Annotated in this window: 18 protein-coding genes; 4 read left to right on the forward strand and 14 right to left on the reverse strand. The window is 69.3% G+C overall.

Annotated elements, in window-relative coordinates; genetic code table 11:
* Window positions 1-575 precede the first annotated feature (575 nt).
* The 4 genes from BLV97_RS06140 to BLV97_RS06155 all read right to left on the reverse strand — a co-directional run bounded on the left by BLV97_RS06140 (window position 576) and on the right by BLV97_RS06155 (window position 7,891).
* Window positions 576-2,582, reverse strand: coding sequence for a sensor histidine kinase (locus tag BLV97_RS06140; RefSeq protein ID WP_035843152.1), 2,007 nt, complete (start codon window positions 2,580-2,582; stop codon window positions 576-578).
* Window position 2,583: 1 nt separating this feature from the next.
* Window positions 2,584-3,960, reverse strand: coding sequence for a sigma-54-dependent transcriptional regulator (locus tag BLV97_RS06145; RefSeq protein ID WP_035843149.1), 1,377 nt, complete (start codon window positions 3,958-3,960; stop codon window positions 2,584-2,586).
* A gap of 286 nt (window positions 3,961-4,246) precedes the next feature.
* Window positions 4,247-6,073, reverse strand: a complete 1,827-nt coding sequence (locus tag BLV97_RS06150) for an ABCB family ABC transporter ATP-binding protein/permease (protein ID WP_035843146.1) — start codon at window positions 6,071-6,073, stop codon at window positions 4,247-4,249.
* Between the two features lie 381 nt (window positions 6,074-6,454).
* Window positions 6,455-7,891 (reverse strand): LysM peptidoglycan-binding domain-containing protein, encoded by a 1,437-nt coding sequence (locus BLV97_RS06155; RefSeq protein ID WP_051646093.1) that lies wholly within the window; start codon window positions 7,889-7,891, stop codon window positions 6,455-6,457.
* A 102-nt stretch (window positions 7,892-7,993) separates the two neighbouring features.
* On the opposite strand from BLV97_RS06155, the gene BLV97_RS06160 reads away from it, so the two are divergent.
* On the forward strand, window positions 7,994-8,551 hold the full coding sequence (locus BLV97_RS06160) for an LOG family protein (protein WP_035843144.1): 558 nt from the start codon (window positions 7,994-7,996) through the stop codon (window positions 8,549-8,551).
* Here the strand turns inward: BLV97_RS06160 and rarD are convergent.
* The 10 genes from rarD to BLV97_RS06205 all read right to left on the reverse strand — a co-directional run bounded on the left by rarD (window position 8,488) and on the right by BLV97_RS06205 (window position 17,537).
* Complete coding sequence (gene rarD, locus BLV97_RS06165; protein ID WP_035843142.1) at window positions 8,488-9,420, reverse strand: EamA family transporter RarD; 933 nt, start codon at window positions 9,418-9,420, stop codon at window positions 8,488-8,490. The genes BLV97_RS06160 and rarD overlap by 64 nt on opposite strands.
* A gap of 264 nt (window positions 9,421-9,684) precedes the next feature.
* A complete protein-coding gene (locus BLV97_RS06170) occupies window positions 9,685-10,071 on the reverse strand; it encodes a VOC family protein (protein ID WP_035843140.1) in 387 nt (128 codons plus the stop codon).
* A gap of 195 nt (window positions 10,072-10,266) precedes the next feature.
* Window positions 10,267-10,866: a superoxide dismutase gene (locus BLV97_RS06175; RefSeq protein ID WP_035843138.1), complete on the reverse strand. Its 600-nt coding sequence runs from the start codon at window positions 10,864-10,866 to the stop codon at window positions 10,267-10,269.
* Window positions 10,867-11,060: 194 nt separating this feature from the next.
* The gene (locus BLV97_RS06180; RefSeq protein WP_035843136.1) at window positions 11,061-11,468 is read right to left on the reverse strand and encodes a hypothetical protein; all 408 of its coding nucleotides are present in this window, start codon (window positions 11,466-11,468) and stop codon (window positions 11,061-11,063) included.
* Complete coding sequence (locus BLV97_RS06185) at window positions 11,465-12,034, reverse strand: sarcosine oxidase subunit gamma (RefSeq protein ID WP_035843133.1); 570 nt, start codon at window positions 12,032-12,034, stop codon at window positions 11,465-11,467. Before BLV97_RS06185 ends, BLV97_RS06180 begins: the two co-directional genes overlap by 4 nt.
* On the reverse strand, window positions 12,027-15,041 hold the full coding sequence (locus BLV97_RS06190) for a sarcosine oxidase subunit alpha family protein (RefSeq protein WP_035843130.1): 3,015 nt from the start codon (window positions 15,039-15,041) through the stop codon (window positions 12,027-12,029). The genes BLV97_RS06185 and BLV97_RS06190 overlap by 8 nt, the downstream gene beginning before the upstream one ends.
* On the reverse strand, window positions 15,038-15,361 hold the full coding sequence (locus tag BLV97_RS06195; RefSeq protein WP_035843127.1) for a sarcosine oxidase subunit delta: 324 nt from the start codon (window positions 15,359-15,361) through the stop codon (window positions 15,038-15,040). Before BLV97_RS06195 ends, BLV97_RS06190 begins: the two co-directional genes overlap by 4 nt.
* Window positions 15,362-15,478: 117 nt before the next feature.
* On the reverse strand, window positions 15,479-15,646 hold the full coding sequence (locus BLV97_RS21155) for a hypothetical protein (protein WP_160169184.1): 168 nt from the start codon (window positions 15,644-15,646) through the stop codon (window positions 15,479-15,481).
* A 168-nt stretch (window positions 15,647-15,814) separates the two neighbouring features.
* Entirely contained in the window at window positions 15,815-16,195 is a 381-nt protein-coding gene (locus tag BLV97_RS06200; protein ID WP_051646092.1) for a hypothetical protein, read from the reverse strand.
* 97 nt (window positions 16,196-16,292) lie between these two features.
* A complete protein-coding gene (locus BLV97_RS06205) occupies window positions 16,293-17,537 on the reverse strand; it encodes a sarcosine oxidase subunit beta family protein (protein ID WP_092163982.1) in 1,245 nt (414 codons plus the stop codon).
* A 210-nt stretch (window positions 17,538-17,747) separates the two neighbouring features.
* On the opposite strand from BLV97_RS06205, the gene ccmI reads away from it, so the two are divergent.
* From ccmI to BLV97_RS06220, 3 genes are read left to right on the forward strand one after another with little or no spacing between them, the layout of a single operon-like run.
* Window positions 17,748-19,346 (forward strand): c-type cytochrome biogenesis protein CcmI, encoded by a 1,599-nt coding sequence (gene ccmI, locus BLV97_RS06210; RefSeq protein ID WP_051646091.1) that lies wholly within the window; start codon window positions 17,748-17,750, stop codon window positions 19,344-19,346.
* On the forward strand, window positions 19,343-19,822 hold the full coding sequence (ruvX, locus tag BLV97_RS06215; RefSeq protein ID WP_035843121.1) for a Holliday junction resolvase RuvX: 480 nt from the start codon (window positions 19,343-19,345) through the stop codon (window positions 19,820-19,822). The genes ccmI and ruvX overlap by 4 nt, the downstream gene beginning before the upstream one ends.
* Window positions 19,819-20,049, forward strand: a complete 231-nt coding sequence (locus tag BLV97_RS06220; protein ID WP_035843118.1) for a DUF1289 domain-containing protein — start codon at window positions 19,819-19,821, stop codon at window positions 20,047-20,049. Before ruvX ends, BLV97_RS06220 begins: the two co-directional genes overlap by 4 nt.
* The last annotated feature ends 29 nt before the right edge of the window (window positions 20,050-20,078 follow it).

The raw sequence follows: 20,078 nt of genomic DNA on the forward strand, positions 1-20,078 counted from the left end.
CCCTGTTACCCTTGCACCCGCCCCGGTCCGCGCTGTTGCCGCGCGGTGGGGCTCCCCGGATGCCGGCGGCACCTGCCGCCGGGGCGCACAATGCTGCGTGACCTCTGCATCGTCAAATATTTTTTTGTTTGTTTTCAATGCGATAGATGGACTTTCTGTCCAAATGGTGCGGCTGGAAAGGCGGTGATCTGGACATTCTGTCCATCCCGCATCCGCAGGACGGCCTGAATTGGGACATTTTGTCCATTTCGGGGGAAGTCGGGCGGGCGGCCTGCGCCACGGAACCCGTTCCAGCTTTGTGCCGTTCCGCGCACCCGGCGGCAAGGGGAAAGCTGGCGATGCGCGCTTTCTTGCCAGGTGCAAGCTTGGGGCGCGGGCCCAGCCCGGCGCACCTTGCCCGCAGGGGGGAGGCGACGCCGCCCAGGGACCCGCAGCCCTTCGCCTCGGCGGGGTCGGCGGCGTCAAAGCGCCTGCCCGTCCTGCCCGAAGCCGCCGCCATTCGTCGGCACGCCTCCGGCGCGACGGGACGGGTACGCGCGCCGTTTGCCTGCCGTACCTACCGGGCGGGCGCCCCCTTATTCGGCCGCGGGCAGCCAGAGGGTGAAGCGCGTGCCCTGCCCCGGCGTGCTTTCGACCTCGATCGCGCCGCCGGCCTCGTCGATCAGCATGCGGCTGATCGACAGGCCCAGCCCGGTGCCCTCGGCCCGCTTGGTGGTGAAGAAGGGATCGAAAATCCGGCCCAGCGCCTCGGGCGCGATGCCCTGGCCGGTATCGGCGACGATGATCTCGGCCCCGGCGCGGCCGGTGTGGCCCTCGCGCGGGGCGTCGCGGGTGGTGATGGTCAGTGTCCCGCCCCCGGGCATGGCGTGCAGCGCGTTGACGATCAGGTTGATCAGCACCTGCTGCAGCCCGGTGCGTTCGATCCGCATCCGCCGCGTGGCGCTGTCCGCGCGCCGGACCTCGACCCGCGCATCCCGCAGCCGGTGCCGCGTCAGCGCCAGGCAATCCGAAACCACCTCGGCCGGCGCCACCCGGTCGGCCGAGCCTGAAAATTCCGCCGGCCGCGCGAATTGCAGCAGCTTGGTCACGATCGAGGTGATCCGGTGGACCTGTGCGTCGATCAGGTCGAATTCGGTCTTCGCCGGCGCCGCCGCCGGGCCCAGGGTCTGGCGCGCGACATCCAGGTTGCCCTGGATCACCGCGACCGGGTTGTTGATCTCATGCGCGATGCTTGCGGTGATCTCGCCCACCGCGGCCAGCTTTTCCGACATCACCAACTGCTGGGTGGTCTGTTCCAGCCGGCGGTTGACCTCGCGCAGGTCGCGGGTGCGCTCGTCGACCTTGTCGTTCAATTCGGCCGCCCAGTCGCGCAGCCGCTGGTCGCGTTCCTGCACCTGATCCAGCAGATGGTCCAGATGGCGCGCGACGCGGCCGATCTCGTCCTCGGCCTGTGCCTTGCCGATGCGGGCCGACAGATCCCCCGCCTCGACCCTGGCGATCGTGTCGGTCATGCTTTCCAGAGGGCCGAAGATGCGCCCCGCCCAGCGCAGGAACACCGGCACCGAGATCGCCGCGATCGCCAGGAAGGCCAGCAGCGACAGGATCATGGATTGCGCCTTGGCCTGGGCGAAGGGCCTGGCCAGGAAGCCGACATACAGCATCCCCACCCGCCGGCCCAGACTGTCGGTGATCGGCTCATAGGCCGAGATGTACCAGTCGTTCACCACGAAGGCCCGGTCGAGCCAGACCTTGCCCTCGCCCAGCACCCGCTTGCGCACCACCGCCGACACCCGGGTGCCCAGCGCACGGACGTTTTCGAACAGCCGCACGTTGGTCGACACGCGCACGTCGTCGAGAAACAGCGTCGCCGTGCCGACCGATCCGGCGGGCAGGCTGCGGCTGCGGTAGACCAGCGCGTTGATGCGGTCGATGAAATGCAGGTTGCGGTTCAGCAGGATGCCGCCCACCAGCGCGGCGCGGGTGCCGTCGGGCAGCACCACCGGCGCGGCGGCGTGCAGCACCATGCCGTCGTCCTCGACTTTGCGGGTGGTGGGGCGCGCGGCGCGGGTCGGCACCAGCGGGATGCGCGCGCGCGCGGCCAGCGCCGGCGACAGCGCCGCCAGGGTCTTGGGCCCAAACACGTCGACCGCCGCCATGCGCTTGCCCGCCAGGGCGCTGTCGACCACCTTCCAGTCGCCCGGCACCCTGGGCGCCACCGGCGTGGTCGAGGCGATCACCCCGCCCCCCGGCCGCGCGACATAAAGGAAATCCAGCCCCAGCGCGCGGCGCTCGCGCTCCAGATAGGCGCGGGCGCCGGGGGCCTCGACATGCCGGGCGAAGGAGACCGAGTTGCCCAGCGCCGCGATCCGCTCGCCGGAATTGGCCAGCAGTTGCGCCATGTATTGATGCGCGATGGTCAGGTCGCCGTTGACCTTGACGATCAGCAGGTTGTCGACCTTGCGCGCCCAGCGCAGCGTGGTGAAACCCAACAGCGCCGGCAGCAGCACCAGCATCGGCAACAGCGCGATGACCAGCAGTCGCAGCCGGACCGAGCCGCGCCTGGGCCGCCACAGCCGCCGCATCCTAAAGGCCCCAGGCCGCGCATTTGCGGTCGATCGTCTTGCGCGACACGCCCAGCCGGCGGGCGGCCTCGGACCGGTTGCCGCCGGTGGCCTCCAGCGCGGTCAGGATATGGCGGCGCTCGAGGCTGTCCAGCGGCTCGATCTCGGCCGCCGCCGGGGGGCTGAGCGTCTCTAGCGGGAAGCGGTCGAAGATCAGCGCGCGTTCGATGAAATTCGACAATTCGCGGATGTTGCCGGGCCAGCCGTGGCGCAGGATGGCGCCGCGCGCCGCCGGGGTGAAGGCCAGCGGGCGCAGGCGCAGCTGGGCCGAAAGTTCATCCATGAACAGTTCCGCCAGATCGAGCACGTCATGGCCGCGCTGGCGCAGCGGCGGCATCTGCACGTCGATCACGTTGATGCGGAAGAACAGATCCTCGCGGAAGCGGCCGGCGGCGACCTCGGCCGACAGGCTGCGCGAGGTGGCGAAGAGATAGCGCAGATCGAACGGCGCGCCGGCGGCGCGGTCCTCCAGCAGCCGCAACAGCGCAGGCTGGGCGGCTGCGGGCATCTCTGCGACCTCGTCGAAGAAGATCGTCCCGCCCCGGGCCGAGGCCAGCAGCCCATCATCGCGCCCGCCCTCCGGCGCGCCATCGCGCCCGCCGCCGGAACTGGCGCCGCCCGAGGCCTTTCCGAACAGCTCTTCCTCCAGCAGATCGGCGGGAACCGCGGCGCAGTTGATCGCCACGAAGGGCCGCGCGGCGCGCGCCGACAGCGCATGCAGATGCCGCGCCGCCACCTCCTTGCCGGTGCCGGATTCGCCGCGGATCAGCACCGGGGACGGCATGTCCGCCACCCGCGCCAGCAGCGCGCGAAGCGCTTCGATCTGGGGGGAATTGCCGATCAGCCGGTCGCGCCGGGGCCGCCAGATGCCGGTGGCGCGCAATTCGTGGCGCAAAAGGGCGTTTTCCTGGCGCAGATGGGCGAATTCCAGACAACGCCGCACCGCGTTCAGTACCTGGTTGGACCGCACCGGTTTCAGCACGAAATCCGCCGCCCCCGCGCGCATCGCCTCGATCGCGGTTTCCAGGTCGGCATAGGCGGTCAGCATGATCGTGTCGGCCAGGCTGCCCTGGCGGCGGCGCCCGGCCAGCCATTCGATGCCGCTTTGCCCCGGCATCATGTTGTCCAGGATGACCACGTCGAAATGGCGCTCGGCCAACAGCGCCTCGGCGGCGGCGGTGCTGTCGGCCTCGGCCACATGCCGGCAATGCGGCGCCAGGGTCTTGCGCAGGAAATTCCGCATCCCCGGTTCGTCGTCGACCACCAGGATCGCGGCACCGGCCAGCCGCGCGGTGAGCCCGCCGGCTTCGACAGCCCCCTCGGGTTGCGCTTGCTCCATTCGTTCCTCCGCCGGGCCTCCGCCGGGCCTCCGCCGAGCCTTGTCTCGCGTCGCGTCCGGGCTGGCCCCTGTAGCACCGCGCCGCCCGCCGGCACGCGCGGCCGTTTCCTGCCCCCTTGTCGCCGGGCGGGGAACGGCTTGGCAAGAACCAATTGACGGCAAAGGCCGCGGCGCGCGGTGCAAGGGCGCAAGCCCGGCCCAGGGGCGCCAGACATCACCCCCCCCTGTCGCCGCCTCACCGTCGCCCCGCCTGTTGTCGGGGGCGCGGAAGAGGCCAGAGGCGCGCTCAGGCTGCCTCTTCCTCTTCCTCCTCGGCCGATTGACGCTGCCACATCGCCGCGTAGCGGCCGTTATGGGCCAGCAATTCCTCATGCCGGCCCTGTTCGACGATCTCGCCCTTTTCCAGCACGATGATCCGGTCGCTGTCGGCGATGGTCGACAGCCGGTGGGCGATGGTCAGCACCGTGCGTCCCTCGCCGACCTTGTGCAACGCCTCCTGGATGTCGCGTTCGGTCTGGGTGTCAAGCGCGCTGGTCGCCTCATCGAGCAGCAGGATCGGCGGGTTCTTGAGGATCGTGCGCGCGATGCCCACGCGCTGCTTCTCGCCGCCGGACAGCTTCAGCCCGCGCTCGCCCACCATGGTGTCGTAGCCCTCGGGCAGGCCTGCGATGAATTCGTGGATATGGGCGGATTTCGCCGCCGCCACGATCTCGGCCTCGGTCGCGTCGGGGCGGCCGTAGGCGATGTTGTAGCGCACCGTGTCGTTGAACAGCACCGTGTCCTGCGGCACCACGCCGATCATCTGGTGCAGGCTGTCTTGGGTGACGTCGCGCACGTCCTGGCCGTCGATGCGCAGCGCGCCGCCGGTGACGTCGTAGAACCGGAACAGAAGCCGCCCGATCGTCGACTTGCCCGCCCCCGACGGCCCGACCACCGCGACCTTCTGGCCCGGCTTCACCGTCAGCGTCAGATCCTTCAGGATCGGCCGCGCCGCATCATAGCCGAAGGCCACATGGTCGAATTCCACCTGCCCGCCGGTGACATTCAGATCCCGCGCACCGGGCTTGTCGTTCACCTCGGTCGGCTGTTCGAGCAGGTCGAACATCTCTCCCATGTCGGTCAGCGCCTGGCGGATCTCGCGGTAGACGGTGCCGAGGAAACCCAGCGGCTGGGTGATCTGCATCATGTAGGCGTTGACCATGACGAAATCGCCGACGCTCAGCTTGCCCTGCTGCACGCCCATCGCCGCCATCACCATCACGATCACCAGCCCGGTGGTGATCAACAGCGACTGGCCGAAGTTCAGCAAGCTCAGCGATTGGCCGGTCTTGACCGCAGCGCGTTCATACCCCGCCATGGCGACGTCGTAGCGGCCGGCCTCGCGCTTCTCGGCGCCGAAATACTTCACCGTCTCGAAGTTCAGCAGGCTGTCGATCGCCTTCTGGTTGGCGTCGGTGTCCTGGGCGTTCATCTCGCGCCGGATCTGCACCCGCCATTCGGTCACCTTGAAGGTGAACACGATGTACAGCGTGATCGTCACCACCACGACGGCGGCGTACCAGACGTTGAACAGCGTCAGGAACACCACCGTCACCATGATCAGTTCCAGCAACAGCGGGCCGATCGAGAACAGCGTGAAGCGCAGCAGGAAATCCACCCCCTTCACGCCGCGCTCGATGATCCGGCTCAGGCCGCCGGTCTTGCGGGTAATGTGGTAGCGCATCGACAGCCGATGCATATGGGTGAAGGTTTCCAGCGCCAGCGCCCGCAGCGCCCGCTGCCCGACGCGCACGAACAGCGCGTCGCGCAACTCGCCAAAGCCCACGTTGCCGAGCCGCGCCACGCCATAGGCCACCGTCAGCCCGACAGCGCCCAGCCCCAGGGTCCAGCCGTCGCCCTTGTGGGCATTGGCCAGCCCGTCCACCGCGCCCTTGTAGAACCACGGGATGATCAACGAGAACACCTTGGCCAGCACCAGCGCGCCGAGCGCCAGCACCACGCGGCGCTTGACCCAGGTTTCGCCCTTGGGCCAGAGATAGGGGATGACCCGGCGGATCGTGCGCAGGCCCTGCGCCCGCTCACCATCCTTCACGGAAGCTGTGGTCTTTGTCATTCGTGATCCCTCGTGTTGCCCCCCACATAGGGCGGCAAAGGGGATTTGGCCAGAGCCGCCCCCGCGCGGGAGGCCGGCATGCAGGCGCCGGGCGACGCCTTCCCTGGGTCCGGCGCCGGCCGGCCGGACGGGCCGATGCGCCCGATCCAGCGCCCTTTTCGCCACGCACGCGCAGCGGTGCCCGGCAGGCGCCCGCCCATCGCGACGGGCAGGCGCGCAAAGGCCCAGTCACGGCGGCGGCCCAGTCACGGCGGCGGCGCAGGCACGGCGGCGGCGCAGGCAATCCCAACGCACCAGGGCGGCCCCAAGGACGGCGACGCTTCCCGGCCCGGGGCGCCGCCCTACGGGTCGCGACCGCCCGGCCGGCCGGCGCAAGGCCGGTCAGGGCCTTGGCGGGACCGAGAAGACCTGACCGGGATAGATCAGGTTGGGGTCGCGGATCTGCCCCTTGTTGGCCGCGAAGACCTTCACATAAAGCAGCCCGTCGCCATAGTTGCGCTTGGCGATGCCCCACAGCGTATAGCCGGGCTGCACGGTGATGATCTCGGCCCGCACGGCGGCGGAACTGCCTTCCGCCCCCGGCCCGCCGCCGCCCTGACCGCCGGATGCCGCCTTGCCGCCCGGCGCGAGGGCCGCGGCCGCCAGCGCCGCCGGCGCCTCACGCTTGAAGGGCGTCTCGAACCGCGCAGTCACCTGGCCGCCGGGGTCCAGCTGATCGGCGCGCAGCTTGTAAAGCCCCGCGCCAATTCCGCTTAGCTTGGCCGACCAGCTTCCATCGGCGCCGACCGGCGTCGTCGCGACCGACCTGTTGTCCAGATAGATCCGAACCGTGTCGCCCTTCGCGCCCCGGCCGGTCAGCTCGACCTCGCCGTCCGCCCCGTAGGAGATCGCCGAAATCTCGACCTCGCCCGCGGGCGCCGCGCCCAGACTGCCGCCCGATTGCAGCACCTTGACGCCGTCGCGCCCGGCCAGCAGCACCGTGGGCACCTGCGGCCCGGCGCCCAAGCCCACGGCCGGCGGCGGCGGCGGCGCCTGGCTCGCGGGCATGGATCGGGGGATCTGCGCGCCCTGCCCGGCCGAAGGCGCCTCGGCCACCGCCTCGGGGGCGGGCGGCGGCACCTGGGGTTCCGGCGTGGGCGACAGGATCACATCGCCGGACGAGGCCTGGGCCTTGCCGTTCTTGCCGGTGGCCTGCAACCGCATCACCCGCGGCTTGTCGGACTCGGGCAGCGAAAAGATCGACACGAAGCGCCCCTGGCGGTCGGCCGCGACCGAGGCCACCTGCTTGCCGCCCACCTCGATCCCCACCTTGGCGCCGGGCGCGGCCCGGCCGGCCACCAGGGCCTCGCCGTTGGGGCTGACGCGGACCACGTCGAAGGACGGAACGTCGGGCGCAGCCGGCGCGGCCGGGGTCTTGGGCGCCGCCGGGGCCGGGGCCAGGGCCGCCGCGACGCCGGCTGTCTGCCCCGCCGCGCGCGTCTCGGACGGAGTCGCCCCGGGCACGGGCGCCGCCCCCGACGCGGCTTCGCCCGAGGTGCCATTCTGCGCCGTGCCGGCCGCCGGCTTGGCTGCCGCGGGCTGCGTCTTCGAAACGGCCGCGCCGCCTGTGCCCGGGGCGATACCCGTGCCAGCGCCAGCGCCCGCAGCCGTGCCGGATCCGCCGCCTTCGCCGCCGACCGGGCCTGCGGTCACGGCAACCTTCACCGGCTGCTGACGGGTCGCATACCACGCCCCGCCCAGCACCGCGGCGGCAACTACCGCAATCCCGGACACCAGGGCGGCCTTGCCACCCTTTCCCAGCTTGTCCCAGCCTGCCATCCCAACTCCCCGTTGCGGGGCGCCTTTTCCCGGGCCCGCGCTTGAGTGACCATAGCAACCCCGATATCACGGGTCAAAGAAACCCTTCACGCGGAAGTTCCCATGCCCCGTCCGACCCGTTCGATCTGTGTCTTCTGCGGCTCGCGCAGCGGGACGCGCCCCGAATATGCGGCCCAGGCCCATGCCCTGGGCAGCCTGATCGCCGCCGAGAACTGGCGCCTCGTCTACGGCGCCGGCGATGTCGGGCTGATGGGCGAGGTCGCCCATGCCGCCCAGGCCGCGGGGGCGGAAACCTTCGGCGTCATCCCGGTGCATCTGCTGGGGGTCGAGCGCGGCAGCCGGGATCTGACCACCTTCATCGTGACCGAGGACATGCACGAGCGCAAGAAGGTGATGTTCATGAATTCCGACGCGGTGGTGGTGTTGCCCGGCGGCGCGGGATCGCTGGACGAATTCTTCGAGGTGCTGACCTGGCGCCAGCTGGGGCTACACGCGAAACCGATCCTGTTGCTGGACACCGAGGGCTACTGGCAGCCGCTGATGGGGCTGATCGACCATGTCATCGCCGAGGGCTTCGCCGATCCGGGCATCCGCGATTACGTCACGCTGATCCCCGACATTCCGGCGCTGGCGGCGGCCCTGCGCGCCGCCCTGTCCTGACGCAGCGCGGCGGCCGAATAGATCGCCAGCGCCGTCCAGATCAGCGCGAAGGCGATCAGGTGCCAACGCGTGAACGGCTCGGCGAAGACCAGAGTCGCCACCACGAATTGCAGCGTCGGGTTGATGTATTGCAACAGCCCCATCGTGGCCATGTTCACCCGCCGCGCGGCATAGGAAAACAGGATCAGCGGCCCGCCCGTCAGCACGCCCGAAAACGCCAGCAGCAGCGCGGTCCGCGCATCTGCGCCGAACACCGGCGCCGGCCCGCCCGGCCAAAGCCCCGCGCCCAGCCCCGCCAGATAGGCCAGCGCCAGCGGCGACAGCATCAGAACCTCGGCGGTGACCGAGACCACCGGACCGGCATCGAGCCACTTCTTGATCAACCCGTAGCAGCCGAAACTGCCCGCCAGCGCAAGCGAGATCCACGGCGTGACCCCAAGCCCCAGCGCCAATACCAGCACCGCCGCCCCGGCCAGCGCGACCGCCAGCGCCTGGGCCATGCCGATGCGTTCGCGAAACACCACCACACCGATCAGCACGGCGACCAGCGGAAAGATGTAATAGCCCAGGCTGGCCTGCATCACATGGTTGATCTGCACCGAGAAGATGAACAGGAACCAGTTGGCCGATATCATCAGCGCGGCGGTCAGCGTGATCGCCGCGCGCCGCCCGCGCAGCAGCCGCGCCACCTGGCCCAGCCGACCCTGAAAGGCCAGCACCACGCCGAAGAACAGCGCCGACCACAGCGTGCGATGCGCCAGTACCTCGATCGCCGGAAGACCGTCCAGCAAGCGGTAATAAAGCGCCGAAGCCCCCCAGAATGTACAGGCGGCGATCATCGCCAACACGCCTTTTCCCGCCTCGCTCATCGTTTGCCCCCTGCTCTTGCGCAGGCCTGCTCTAGCCCTTCGCGGGGCGGAAGGTAAGGGGGCGCCGCACCGGACCGGCCGGCGCGGGCGTGGCGATGGCGCGCCACCGCCCCCAAGCCCCCGCGTCGGACTTTCGCCAGACCGGCAAGCCAAAAGAACCCCTGGCCCTTCACCTTGGCGCAAATACTCCGCGGGGGCCGCCATGCGTCGCGTCATTGGTCCGAGCGACGATGGCGTCGGGGCAGCGCCCCCGCCGCCGCGGCCTTAGCTTGCCGGACGGTAGAGGCCGCAGATCTTGTTGCCGTCGGGGTCGCGGAAATAGCACAGCCACATCCCGTGCGGACGCTGGCCCGGCGGGGATTCGATCGAGACGCCGCCATTGGCCACCGCGGCGTCGTGCAGCGCCTGCAGTTGCTCGGGCGAGCCGCATTTGAACGCGACCGTGCCGCCGTTGGCCACCGTCGCCGCATTGCCGTCGATCGGTTCGGTGACCGAGAAGGTGCTGCCGTCGTGGCGGTAGAACAGCCGCTGCTGACCGGTGGCGTTGGTATTGCGCGCGGGTTCCCCCGCGCCCAGCACCCCAAGCACCGCGTCGTAGAACGACTTGGACCGCTCGATGTCGTTGGTGCCGACCATGATGTGATTGAACACTGCGTGTTTCCTTTTCGCTTCGGTATGACGTCCTGCGCCGGCGCCGGACGCTATCCGCGCCCCCCCGCGACCGCAATCGTGGCGCCGCACGGGGCCGGCCGGCGCCGATCACGACCGCGTGCGCCCACAATGCCGCGCACAACAAAAAGGCCGGGGAAAACCCCCGGCCCGTGCCGTTGAAACGTCGTCCTGGGATCAGAGCCGCGAGGCCACGTTTTCCCAGTTCACCAAATTGTCGAGGAAGTTCGTCAGATACGCCGGGCGCTTGTTGCGGAAGTCGATATAGTAGGAATGCTCCCACACGTCGCAGCCCAGCAGCGCGGTCTGGCCAAAGCACAGCGGGTTCACGCCGTTTTCGGTCTTCGTCACCTTCAGGCTGCCGTCCGCGTCCTTCACCAGCCAGCACCAGCCCGAACCGAACTGGCCCGCGCCGGCGGCAGAGAATTCGTCCTTGAACTTCTGTACCGAGCCGAAGCTTTCGGTGATCGCACTCTCCAGCTCACCCGGCATCGCCTGGCTGCCCGGGCCCATCATCTCCCAGAACTGGGTGTGATTCCAATGCTGCGAGGCGTTGTTGAAGATGCCGTTCTGCGCCACGGCGCCCTTCTGGTAGGTGCCCTTGACGACATCTTCCAGCGGCTTGCCTTCCCATTCCGTGCCGGCGATCAGCTTGTTGCCATTGTCCACATAGGCCTTGTGGTGCAGGTCGTGGTGGTATTCCAGCGTCTCCTTCGACATGCCGAAGGCGGCGAGCGCATCATGGGCGTAGGGAAGATCGGGGAGTTCGAAAGCCATGGCTTTGTCCTTTCGCGCTTTGGTCAGGGTTCAGGTCTTGAGGGGAATAAGAGCGCGGATCGGTCCCACGTCAAGGGCCGATCGGCGGTGATGAGCGAAGCTTCGCGGGCGTTGCGCCCGACACTGCCGCCCGATACCGCCCTCCGGTACTGCAACTTGGCGCTCCCCCCGGTATTGCCCCTCCGGTGTGGCGCTCAGGGCGCGGGCTGCGGCCAGCACTGGCCGCGGGCGCGATAGGTGGTGCCCGCGCGCCCCGCCCGCGCGGTGATCGCCAGCGCGCCGTCGCGCAGCCGCGCGTCGTAGTGCAGCACCCGCGGCGCCGCGCCGGCGCGCTGCACGCCGTCCAGCCGCCAGCTCAGGCGCCAGCCCTGGCCCGCGCGCGCCAGCCTCGCCGCTACCGGACCGCCGGCATAGAACCGGGTCAGCGGATCGGCCACCTGCGCGGTGCCGCGATCGGGGTCCAGGCGCAACACCAGCGGCCCCGCGATCGCGCCGCCGGGCGGCGCCTGCGTCAGCCCGCAACGATAGGTCGGCGGCGCCGCGCCCGCCGCCCCCGCCAGCAGCAAGGCGGCCAGCACGGCGGTCGGCGCCGCGCGGATCACGCGAAGACCCCGACCTCGCCGCCCGGCGCGGCGGCCGCCGTCAGCAGTCCCATCACATAGCCCGCGACCGATCGGAACGCGATCAGGGTGAATTCTTCCTCGCCGCTCATCCAGATCGCGGCCGCGACCTGGGCGGCGCGGGTGCGGCGCATCTCGCCCGGGCCGAAGGCGTCGGGGGCCAGATCCACGGGGCAAAGCTTGGCAAGAACCTCGCGCGCGCCGGCGCCCGACACGGTGAGGACCGCCCGCGCATCCGACACGTCGACCACCAGCGCATGTTCCCCCGCCAGCGCCTCGGTCAGCCGGGTCCGGACGGCGGCAAGTTCGGCATGCGGCAGGATCAGCAACACTTCGTCGGGCGACATCCAGGCCAGGGAACGATCGCCCTCGGTCACGATGGCGCGGACCTTCGGCATCGCGACACCTACACTTGTTTTTACCGCATTTACAAATACTTGCGATGCAAAGTTGCCGCGCAGGGTGAGCATCCCGACGGGGCCTGCCTCCTGTACCTTGCAGAACCCCTGATACGCCGCGCCGCCCAAGGCCGAAACCGGTTCAGACATTCTGCTTCTCCCCTTGCTTGTCGTAGAAGACCGGATCGACGATCCGCGCCTTGATCACCGCGCCGCCGGGTTGGGGGAAGTCGATCACCTCGCCCATCCGTTCCGGCCCGCGCCGCACCAGCCCCATCGCGATCCCCTTGCGCAGCGTCGGTGACCAATAGGTCGAGGTCACCCGTCCTTGCGTGTTGCGCTGGCCATTGGCGTTCACCCCCTCGGCCGCCGCGTAAGAGCCGTCGGGCAACACCGTGCCGTCCAGCGTTTCCAGCCCCACCAGTTTCCAGCGGTCGGGCGACGACAGATAGCTGCGCTGCTGTCCCCGCTTGCCCAGGAAATCCTCTTTCTTCTTCGAGATCGCCCAGTCGAGGTTCAGATCCTGCGGCGTCACCGTGCCGTCGGTCTCGTCACCGATCATGACAAAGCCCTTCTCGGCGCGCATGATGTGCAGCGCCTCGGTGCCGTAGGGCGCGATGCCGAATTCCTGCCCCGCGTCGTGCAGCGCCCCCCACAGCGCGCGGCCCTGGCCCGCCGGCACCGCGATCTCATAGCTCAGTTCGCCCGAGAACGAGATCCGGAAGATCCGCACCGCGAAACCGCCCAGGTGGCCATCCTGCCATTCCATGAACTTGAAGTTCTCGGCGGAAACGTCCATTCCGCCAAGCTTTTCCAGAACCGCGCGCGCCTTCGGGCCGACCACGGCAATCTGCGCGAATTGCTCGGTCAGGTTGGCGGTGTAGACCTTCCAGTCCCACCATTCGCATTGCAGCCAATCCTCCATCCAGGCGTGGATGCGGTCGGCGCCGCCGCTGGTCGTGTGGCACAGCCAGCTGTCCTCGTCGATGCGCGCCACCACGCCGTCATCCATCAGAAAGCCGTTTTCCGAACACATCAGCCCATAGCGGCACCTGCCCGGCTTCAGGTTGCTCATCATGTTGGTGTAGAGCATATCCAGAAAGCGCCCCGCGTCGGGCCCCTTGACCAGGATCTTGCCCAGCGTCGAGGCGTCCAGCAGCCCGACCTTTTCGCGCGTATTCAGCACCTCGCGGTTGACGGCGGCGGATGTTGCCTCGCCCGGCTGGCGGTAGCAGAACGGGCGCCGCCAATGGCCGACGGGTTCCCATTCGACGCCGTGCGCGGCGTGCCAGTCGTGCATCGGCGTGCGGCGCAGCGGCTGGAAGATCTCGCCCCGCGCCTCGCCCGCCAGCGCGCCGATCGTCACCGGCGTGTAGGGCGGGCGGAAAGTGGTGGTGCCGACCTCTGGGATCGGCAGGTTAAGTGCGTTAGAAAGTGTCGCCAATCCGTTGATATTACTCAACTTACCCTGATCCGTTGCCATGCCGAGCGTGGTGTAGCGCTTGGTGTGCTCGACGCTTTCATAGCCCTCGCGCGCGGCAAGCTGCACGTCGGAAACCTTCACGTCGTTCTGGTAATCCAGCCACATCTTCATACGCAGATCCGGCCCGGCGCCCTGCGGCATGATCCATACCGGCAGAAGCGGCGCCTCGGCCTCGGCATGGGACTCGGGGGTGGCGGGGGCGCCGGCCTGCTTGCCCATCGCCGTCAGGGCCGCCTCGGCCGCCGCGGTCGCGTCGCCCATCACCTGGTCCGCCAGCAGCGCGCCGTTGGCGGAACCGGCGGCGAAGACGAAGCCGGTGCCATCCGCGCCCAGCGGCGGGCGCGCGGGATCGGGGCGGAACATCGCCGCGCCCTCGTCCCACACCAGCTTGCCGCCGCAATGCGACCACAGATGCACCACCGGCGACCAGCCGCCAGACATCGCCACGGCCTCGCAGGCGATTTCCTGTGTGACTGCGCCGCCCTCGCCAGCCTGGGGGCAAAGCTGCACACCGCTGACCCGCCCGCGGCCCTTGACGCCGGCCACGGCGGTGCCCGTCAGCACCGTGATCCCCGCGGCGCGCGCGGCTTCGGGCAGCGCGCCGCGCGCCTCGGGCCGGGCGTCGATCACCGCGGGCACCGCAAGCCCGGCCTGTTTCAGCGCGATCGCCGTGCGGTAGGCATCGTCGTTGTTGGTCACCACCACCGTGCGATCGCCCGGGCTGATCGCCCAGTTCACCACATAATCGCGAACCGCCGAGGCCAGCATCACGCCGGGCACGTCGTTGCCCGCGAAGGCCAGGGGCCGCTCGATCGCGCCCGTCGCGGTGACGATCCTGCCCGCCCGGATACGCCAGAGCCGGTGCTTGGGGCGCCCGTCGCCCGGCGTGTGATCGGCCACCTTCTCGTCGGCCAACACATAGCCGTGATCATAGACCCCGGCCCCCGTCACTCGGGTCCGAACGGTGACATTCTCCATCCTTTCAAGGGCTTCGACGGCGTTCCTGATCCAGTCGTCGGCAGGTCTTCCATCGATCTGCACCCCATCCACCGGAGCGCGGCCACCCCAATGCGCGGTCTGTTCCAAGACCAGCACCCGCGCGCCCGCCGCCCCGGCCACCAGCGCCGCCTGCAGCCCGGCGATGCCGCCGCCGATCACCAGCACATCACAGAAGGCATAGAAATATTCATAGCGGTCGGCGTCGCGTTCCACCGGCGCGCGGCCCAGGCCCGCGGATTGGCGGATCAGCGGCTCGAACAGGTGTTTCCAGGCCGCGCGGGGGTGGATGAAGGTCTTGTAATAGAAACCCGCAGGCAGGAAGCGCGCCACCAGCCCGTTCAGCGCGCCGATGTCGAATTCAAGGCTGGGCCAATGGTTCTGGCTGGTGGCCGACAGCCCGTCGAACACCTCGGTCGTGGTGGTGCGCTGGTTCGGCTCCAGCCGAGAGCCCTGCCCGAGGTTGACCAGCGCATTGGGCTCCTCGACGCCCGCCGCCACCAGCCCGCGCGGGCGGTGGTACTTGAAGCTGCGACCCAGCAGCATCTGGTCCGCGCCCAGCAGCGCCGAGGCCAGCGTATCGCCCGAAAAGCCGCGCAACCGCTTGCCGTTGAAGGTGAATTCCAGCGCCTTCGTGCGGTCGATCAGGCGACCGCCAGAGGACAGACGGGTGCTCATTCGTAGCCCTCCCAGTGGGGTCGTTTCGCCTTGATCGCCGCGATCAATTCGGCGGGGGGCGCCTTGGTCTGGGCCGGATAGGTGCCGAAGACCTCCAGCGTGGCGGTGTCGCGCGCGGCCAGGAACCACTTGCCGCAGCCATGGGCGTGGCGCCAGCGCTCGAAATGCACGCCCTTGGGGTTCTTGCGGGCGAACATGTAGGCCTCGAAGTCTTCGTCGCTCGCGCCCGCGCCGAAGCGCTTCAGATGGGCCTCGCCGCCCGGGGCAAGTTCGGATTCCTCGGCGCGGACGCCGCAGCAGGGGCATTCAAGGATCAGCATGGGCGGGCCCTCAAGTATGACGAATAATCTGGGCATGACGAAAGGGCCGAGGGGCGCTGACGCCCCCGGCCCTTCGCGGTGGATTTAACGATTTGAGGCGCCGGGGCGCCTGCGCACCTAGCCGCCCTTCTTGACCGAAGGCAGCTCGATGGTGATGGAATTGTTCTTGTGCTGAGGCGAAAAGCTGTCGCCGTTGTACAGGTACCACACGATCCCGCCGACGACGACGACAACCGCCCCCAGGACGAAGCCGATAGCGGTGTTGGATTTACGCTGAATGGCCATGCGAATGCCTCCGGTTGCTGTGCAATCGCTTTGGTAACGCAGCGGTTACCACATTGGTTCCATTGCGAAAACTCAATTTCTAGACGGATCGGCGCGCGGATCGGGGCGGACATGCGGAAGGCGGGTGCCGTCTGGCACCCGCCCCGCGCGGCCGGCTTTTGCGCCGCGCTAGTTGCTGCCGGTCGACGAGGAAGCCCCGGCCTGAGCGCCGCTGCCGCCGGCCGAAGCGCCGGCCTGCGCACCACCGCCGCTGCTTGCGCCCGCCTTGGCGGCGCTGCCGGCCGCGGGTTTCGTGCTGCCCGAGCCGCCCGAGCCGCCGACATTGACGCTGACCGAACTGGAGCTTTTGCCGCCCCCGTCAGGTCCCATCTTGCCGCTGGTATGGTCGCCCATGCCGCCAAACAGCAGCCAGGCGATGAGGCCCACCGCGACGACGAGGCCGCCGACGATAAAGGCGAGGCCGGTGCCGCTGCTGCCGGTTCTGGTTTCGCGAATCTCGGTGCGCTCGCGCACCGTGCTGTCATGACTGTCGTGGTTGTGTTCAACCATGTCGTCGCCTCCAATCGAACTGTCTTCGAAAGGAGAACTCGGACCCGTGCGCGCCGGTTCCCGCCACCGGCGAGGGCTTGTGTGACCTTGCCAGCCATCAGTGCGCCACCCCCGCCGCGACGCTTTCGTCGATGAAGCGGCCCTCGCGGAAGCGGTTCAGGCCGAATTCGGCGGCCAGCGGCGAATGGCCCTTGGCCATCAGTTCCGCCATCGCCCAGCCCGAACCGGGGATCGCCTTGAAGCCCCCCGTACCCCAGCCGCAGTTGATGAACACGTTCTCGACCGGCGTCTTCGACAGGATGGGCGAACGGTCGCCCGTCATGTCCACAATGCCGCCCCATTGGCGCAGCATCTTCAGGCGGCTGATCATCGGGAAGGTCTCGACCAGGGCGCGCAGGGTTTCCTCGACATGGTGGAAAGAGCCGCGCTGGGTGAAGTTGTTGAACCCGTCGGTGCCGCCGCCGATCACCATCTCTCCCTTGTCGGATTGCGACATGTAGCCATGCACGGTGTTGGCCATGACGACCACGTCCATGCAGGGTTTCACGGGCTCCGACACCAGCGCCTGCAGCGCCACCGCCTCGATCGGCAGCCGAAAGCCCGCCATCTCGGCCAGCTGCCCCGAATGGCCCGCCACGATCATCGCAAGCTTGCCGCAGCCGATATACCCGCGCGAAGTCTCGACGCCCGCGACCTTGCCGGCCTCGGTGCGCACGCCGGTGACCTCGGTCTTTTGCAGAATGTGCATCCCCATGGCCGAACAGGCCCGCGCATAGCCCCAGGCCACCGCGTCGTGGCGCGCGGTGCCGCCGCGCCGCTGATAAAGCGCGCCAAGCACCGGATAGCGCGGCCCGTCGATATTGATGATCGGCACGATCTCCTTCACCTTGGCGGGCTCGATCCATTCGGTCGCCACGCCCTGCAGGGCATTGGCCTGCACCGTGCGCAGATAGCCGCGCACCTCGTGATGGGTCTGGGCCAGCATCAACAGGCCGCGCGGGCTGAACATGACGTTGTAATTCAGGTCCTGGCTGAGGTTCTCGTACAGCTTCAGCGCCTTGTCGTAGATCGCGGCCGAAGGATCCTGCAGGTAGTTCGAGCGGATGATCGTGGTGTTGCGTCCGGTGTTGCCGCCGCCCAGCCAGCCCTTTTCGATCACCGCGACATTGGTGATGCCGAAATTCTTGCCCAGGTAATAGGCGGTGGCCAGGCCGTGGCCGCCGGCGCCCACGATCACCACGTCGTAATGCGCCTTGGGTTCGGGCGACGCCCAGGCACGTTCCCAGCCCATGTGGTGGCGCATGGCCTCGCGGGCGAGGGCGAAGACGGAATAGCGTTTCATCGGCGGGACCTTCTTCGGGGGGCGGCTTCCTACCCGGGTTCTATCGGGCATGAGGCTTGCCCCACTGCCGGCAGCGGCACAATAGGGCAAAATGCGACATCGCGCGCGCCGGCGCCGGGCGCCCCCCGGGCCCCGGCTGCGGCGACAAGGGCCTTTCGTCTGCGGCCACGAAGCCTTAGATGAAAGAACGCCGCGGCGAAGGGAGAGGTCATGGGACTCACCGGCATTCTGGATGATTGGGGCTTTTGGCTGGCGGCGGCCTTCATGGTTGCGGCGGTCTCGGCGCTGATGCTCCTGGCGCTGGTGCGCGGCCGCCACCGTTCCGACCCGGCCGCCGCCTACGATCTGCAGGTCTACCGCGACCAGCTGCGCGAGGTTGATAAGGACCTTGCCCGCGGCACGATGTCCGAGGCCGAGGCCCAGCGTGTGCGCACCGAGGTCTCGCGCCGAGTGCTGGGGGCCGACCGCGCCCTGGCCGCGCCCGGCGGCCCCCGCCCGGCGCCGCGCGTTGCAAGCTGGATTGCGGGGGGCGTGATCGTGGCTTCGCTTGCGGGGGCCTTCGCGCTGTACCTGCGGGTCGGTGATCCGGGGCGGCCCGACGATCCGATGGCCGCGCGGCTGGCGGAATCGCGCAAGCTGGCCGTCGACCGCCCCAGCCAGGCCAAGATCGAGGCGCTGGCCGCCAAAAGCCTGATCCCGCCCACGCCCGACCCGCAATATGCCCGCCTGATCGACCAGCTGCGCGCCGTGGTCAAGCAGCATCCCGTCGATCTGAAGGGGCAGGAGTTGCTGGCCCAGAACGAGGCCCGGCTGGGCCATTTCATCGCCGCCTATCACGCCCAGGAGGCGGTGATCCGGATCAAGGGCAATGCGGCCACCGCCCAGGACCACGCCAAGCTGGCCGAGCTGATGGTCTATGCCGCGGCGCGCTATGTGTCGCCGGCCGCCGAACGCCAGTTGAACATCGCGCTGAAGATGGATCCGCAGAACCAGACGGCGCGGTTCTTCATGGGGGTGATGATGTCCCAGATCGGCCGCCCCGACATCGGCTTCCAGATCTGGGAAACCCTGCTGCCGCAGCTTCCCGCGGGATCGCCGTGGATCGCGCCGCTGCGCGCGCAGCTGCCGCAGATGGCCGAACTCGCGGGCGTGCGCTATGAACTGCCGCCGCCGAAAGGGGTCGGGCCTGGCCCCTCGGTGGCGCAGATCGACGCCGCCAAGGACATGACCCCCGCCCAGCGCAAGGACATGATCCGCGGCATGGTCGAGGGCCTGGCCGAGCGGCTGGATACCAAGGGCGGCACGCCGCAGGAATGGGCCCGGCTGATACGCGCCTATGGCGTGCTGGGCGAGGCCGGCAAACGCGACGCGGCGCTGCAAAGGGCGCGCGCGGACTACAAGGGCAATCCCCCCGCGCTGCAGATCATCGACGCGGCCGCGGCGGTGCCCGGCGCCGGCACCACGCCCGCCGGCGCCACCTCTTCCGGCGCCGCGCCCGCCGCCCTGCCCGGCCCCAGCGCCGACGATATCCGTGCCGCCGGCCAGATGAGCCCGGCCGAACGCCAACAGATGATCGAGGGCATGGTCTCGCGCCTGGCCGAGAAGCTGGCAACCCAGGGCGGCCCGGCGCCCGAATGGGCGCGGCTGATCGGCGCCTATGGCGTGCTGGGCCGCAAGGACCGCGCGCGCGCGATCTGGGACGAGGCCCAGACCCGTTTCAAGGATCATCCGACGGAACTGGCGCAGATCCACGCGGCGGCGGCCAGGGCCGGGGTCGCGCCGGATGGCGCCTCGGGGGTCACGCAATGAGCGTGATCGAGCCGATCGAGGAGTTCGCCGCCGCGCTGCCGCCCCGGCGGGCGCTGGCGGGGCTCGACTTCGGCGACAAGACCATCGGGGTGGCGGTGTCGGACGCGATGCTTGGCGTCGCCTCGCCGCTGGAAACCATCCGCCGGGTGAAGTTCACCCGCGATGCCGAGGCACTGATGGCGATCCTGACCAGACGCGCGATCGGCGGGATCGTGATGGGACTGCCGCGCAACATGGACGGCTCGGAAGGGCCGCGCTGCCAGAAGAGCCGGGCCTTCGCGCGCAACCTTTCGGGCGTGACGGACCTGCCGATCACCTTCTGGGACGAGCGTCTTTCCACCGTCGCGGCCGAGCGCGCGCTGCTGGAGGCCGACACCTCGCGCAAGCGCCGCGCCGAGGTGATAGACCATGTCGCCGCGGCCTATATCCTGCAAGGCGTGCTGGACCGGCTGCGCCACCTTCGGGGCGCGGCATGAGCGACGAGATCTGGCGCCGCGACGAGATCGAGAGCCCCTGCGTGAAGATCTGCGTGCTGCACCCGGAGGCGAAAATCTGCATCGGCTGCCACCGCAATGCCGACGAGATCGCCGCCTGGTCGCGGATGTCACCTCAGGAACGCCGCGCGGTGATGGCCGAATTGCCCGGCCGGGCGCCGCTGCTGGCCCGCCGGCGCGGCGGCCGCGCCGGGCGGCGGCGTGGCTGAGCCGCGGCTTTCCGGCTGGTTGCGCGGCC

Source organism: Allgaiera indica (assembly GCF_900106675.1).
In the GTDB taxonomy this organism is placed as follows: domain Bacteria; phylum Pseudomonadota; class Alphaproteobacteria; order Rhodobacterales; family Rhodobacteraceae; genus Acidimangrovimonas; species Acidimangrovimonas indica.